General features: G+C 70.3%; 2 protein-coding genes and 1 pseudogene. All 3 read right to left on the bottom strand.

The window, feature by feature from the left end; all coding sequences use genetic code 11:
- Positions 1 to 204, bottom strand: a pseudogene (locus G6026_RS07180) (MFS transporter); the annotation flags it as partial.
- Positions 201 to 1,826, bottom strand: a complete 1,626-nt coding sequence (locus G6026_RS07175) for a hypothetical protein (protein WP_241725934.1) — start codon at positions 1,824 to 1,826, stop codon at positions 201 to 203. The pseudogene G6026_RS07180 and the gene G6026_RS07175, both read right to left, overlap by 4 nt.
- A 161-nt stretch (positions 1,827 to 1,987) precedes the next feature.
- Positions 1,988 to 3,534 (bottom strand): peptide chain release factor 3 (locus tag G6026_RS07170; RefSeq protein ID WP_182612767.1); only part of this gene is annotated, 1,547 nt, incomplete at its 5' end.

Genomic DNA, 3,534 nt, shown 5'->3' with positions numbered 1-3,534 from the left:
CGGGTTGGCCACCAGGGCGACGGCGGCCCCCGTGCCCACCACCAGCCCGAGCAGCGCCTCGCGGCCGTCCGGGCCACCGATCCTGTCGGTCTGCACGGGCAGGAGGATCTGGAGCGGGCCGAACCACGAGGCGAAGACCGCCACGACGCCGAGGGTGAGCGCCAGGATCCACAGGGGACCCACGCGGTCGGCCGGTCGGGTCACCGCACGCGTTCCCAGTTGGCCGTCCACGCCTCGGCGCCGCCCATGAGCTGACGCTCCAGTTCGGGCCGGTCGGGCCCGGCCCGGTGCAGCAGGTCGGCCGCCCAGTCCGCGTAGAGCCCGTACTGGGCCACACCGTCGACGTTGAGGTCGTAGACACGGTCACCGAACCGCCACCGGTCCATCACCTCGCCGCTGAGCGCGGTGAACGGGTAGACCAGGGGATCGGTGGCCGCGCTGGGGCGCGCGTCCGCGAGGTGCGCCAGGCCGTTGACGTCCGAGCCGTAGCCATACCCGGCCCAGGGGCGGGTCGTGCCGGCGGTGTTGGCGCGCCAGGCCTCGAGGAAGCCGGTGTCGAAGGTCTCGGTCGCATCGGCGGGCCAGGCGAACGCGGCCACGAACCCGCCTTGTTCGTGCATGCGGCGCGTGATGCCCTGCGTGGCCCAGGTGTGGTCGGAGATGAGCCCCGTGTACCCCGACTCCGCGGCGATGTCGAGCGTCCGCGTGGCCGTCTTGACGCTCATGTGGTCGATGTTGATCACCATGCCGCGCGCCATCATCCCCCGCACGGCGTGCTCGCCGAGCGGGGTCAGTCCGCGGACGTTGCACAGTGGCGTCTCGGGATACACGGGCAATGCCGCTCCCGCGGGGGCGCCCCCGGTCACCGCCGCCAGCCCGTCAGCGACCGGGGTGCTCGCGATCGGCTGGTCGTGGTCCGCGTCGGGGCCGGTGCACGGCTCGGTCTCCCAGAACCGCTGGGTACCGATCTTGTTGCCCACGTTCACCGCCAGGCCCGCCAGGTCCTCGTCCATGCGGGCGCCGCCGAGGGCGTTGTCGAACTTGTGGACCGGGAACACGGTGGACACGCCCCACGAGGCGAATTCGTCGAGGCCGCGGTCGATGTCCTCGGCCGAACACAGCGGCACGTCGTTGACCATCCGGCAGCCGAACGGCTCGGACGCCTCGACGCCCACCGTCACCGCGAGCTTGCCCTGCGCGGCGATCGACCGGACCTCCTCGGGAGACCGTGCGATCCGGAACCAGCCCCGGCCGGGGCCGCCGTGCTCGGCGTCGATGTGGGCCTCCATCCGGTTCATGTAGTCGACCTGACGACGCAGCTGATCCATCTCGTCACACGAGTACGGCGAACCGATGAGCATCTCGCACAGCACCCGGTTGGCGACCAGGTAGTTGTTGAGCACCCGGAGGCCGCCCCGCCACGCGCGCTCGATACCGGTGTAATAGGCCTGCTCGTGCAACTGCGAGTTGGAGGCCGGCCACTGCGCGAACGTGGGGTAGCCCTGGGTGCCGCCCGGAACCGCGGTGCCGCCGAGGACCGACTCGAGCAGCGAGAAGTGTCCGAAGTCCGAGTGCGTGGGGCAGTCGGCCAGGGCCTGCGCCATCCCGCCGGGGGCGAAAGGCTCACCGCACCGTAGGGCGCCGCCGAACGCCTGGGAGGCGGCGATGTGCGCGTGGGCGTCCACCATGCCCCGGATCGGCGTGGCGGACGCCGCGGGCGCGGCCGTCAGCGGGACGGTCACCGCGACAGCCGAGAGCAGAGCCAGCGCCGAGCGCGCCCATCTGCCGGTGGTCGTGGACCTCGTGGTCGAACTGCCGTTTCCCATGGACGTGCCCCTCTCAGACGGCGCCCGCCGTGGGTCGGCGGGGGCGTCGGCGTGAAAGGGAGATTAACCAAGGTTCGGCCGTGGCACGGCCCGTTCCCGGAGATTTCTGGACAGCTGTTCAGAGTTGGGTTCGCACCGCTGGGGCGTGTGTGGCGGGAGCGTCAGTTGGTGTCCGCGACCAGCGGTTCTATGGTGAGGTGCTCCATCTCCTTGCTGATGTACTGCAGGCGCCACTTGTCGCCGAACAGAGCCAGGAGTTCACCGTCGGTGCGCTGGAACACCTCCACCCCGCGCTGCCGGCCGAGTTCGTCGGCGGAGGCGGAGTCGGTGCGGCGGGCGATGGAGTACGGCAGGCGGTCGACGACCACCTCGACGTTGAACTCGGCCTTCATGCGGGCGGTGACGACCTCGAACTGCATCGGCCCGACCGCCGCCATGACGGGGTTGGCATCCCCACGCGTGTCGTTGCGCAGGATCTGCACCACGCCCTCGGCGGCCAGCTGGTCGATGGCCTTACGGAACTGCTTGTACTTGCCCAGCGACTGCGCGCGCACCACGGCGAAGTGCTCGGGTGCGAACTGGGGAATCGGCGGGAACTGCACCTTCTTACCGGTGTAGAGGGTGTCGCCGGGTGCGAGGGCGGTGGCGTTGACAAGGCCCACGACGTCGCCCGGGTAGGCGGTCTCGACGGTCGTGCGGTCGCGGCCGAACACGGTCAGGGCGTACTTGGTGGTGAACGGTTTGGAGGACTGGGCGTGGGTGACCACCATCCCGCGCTCGAACTCCCCGGAGACCACGCGCATGAACGCGAGCCGGTCGCGGTGCGCGGCGTCCATGCCGGCCTGAACCTTGAACACCACCGCGGAGAACGGATCCGAGGTCTCCCGGGGTGCTCCCGTCACGGTCTCCCACGCGTGCGGCGGTGGGGCCAGTTCGACCAGCGCGTCCAGGATCTGGTGCACACCGAAGTTGAGCATCGCGGAGGCGAAGATCACCGGGCTCGTCTCGCCGGCCAGGTAGAGCTCCTGGTCGTGGTCCTGCCCCATGGCGGAGAGCAGTTCGGACTCCTCAACGGCCGTCTCCCACACCTCGCCCTCCCGCTGGGCGGCGGTGTCCGGGTCGTAGTGCTCCTCCGGGGCGATGGTCGATCCACCGGCGGTGCGGGTGAAGTGGATGTACTCCTCGGGCGCACCGTCGGGGCCGCGGCGGAGCAACCCCCGGTAGTCGCCGGCTATGCCGACCGGCATGAACAGCGGGGTCGGCACCAGGCCGATCTGCTCGGTGATCTCGTCCAGCAGCTCCAGTGGCGCCTGCCCCGGACGGTCCCACTTGTTGATCACCGTGATGATGGGCAGGCCGTTGTGCTTGCACACGCGGAACAGTTTGAGCGTCTGTGGCTCGAGGCCCTTGGCGGCGTCGATGAGCATCACCGCCGCGTCGACGGCGGTGAGCACCCGGTAGGTGTCCTCGGAGAAGTCGGCGTGGCCGGGGGTGTCGACGAGGTTGATGACGTAGGGCTCGTCGTCCTCGGCAGACCCGGAGGGCTTGTAGGTGAACTGCAGCGCGGTGGAGCTGACGGAGATGCCGCGGGCCTTCTCCATCTCCATCCAGTCCGACACGGTGGCCCGACGGCCGGATTTGCCGTGGACGGCACCGGCCTCGGTGATGACGCGCGCGTGCAGCGCCAGCGCCTCGGTGAGCGTGGACT

Origin of the sequence: Dietzia sp. DQ11-38-2 (assembly GCF_014145055.1) — a bacterium.
In the GTDB taxonomy this organism is placed as follows: Bacteria; Actinomycetota; Actinomycetes; order Mycobacteriales; family Mycobacteriaceae; genus Dietzia.
Note: the sequence above shows the minus strand (reverse complement) of the source record. Positions and strands in the feature narration are given on the sequence as shown.

Excerpts from the sequence above, each read along its gene's own strand:
- G6026_RS07175 (WP_241725934.1), bottom strand. The coding sequence starts at position 1,826 with ATGGGAAACGGCAGTTCGACCACGAGGTCCACGACCACCGGCAGATGG.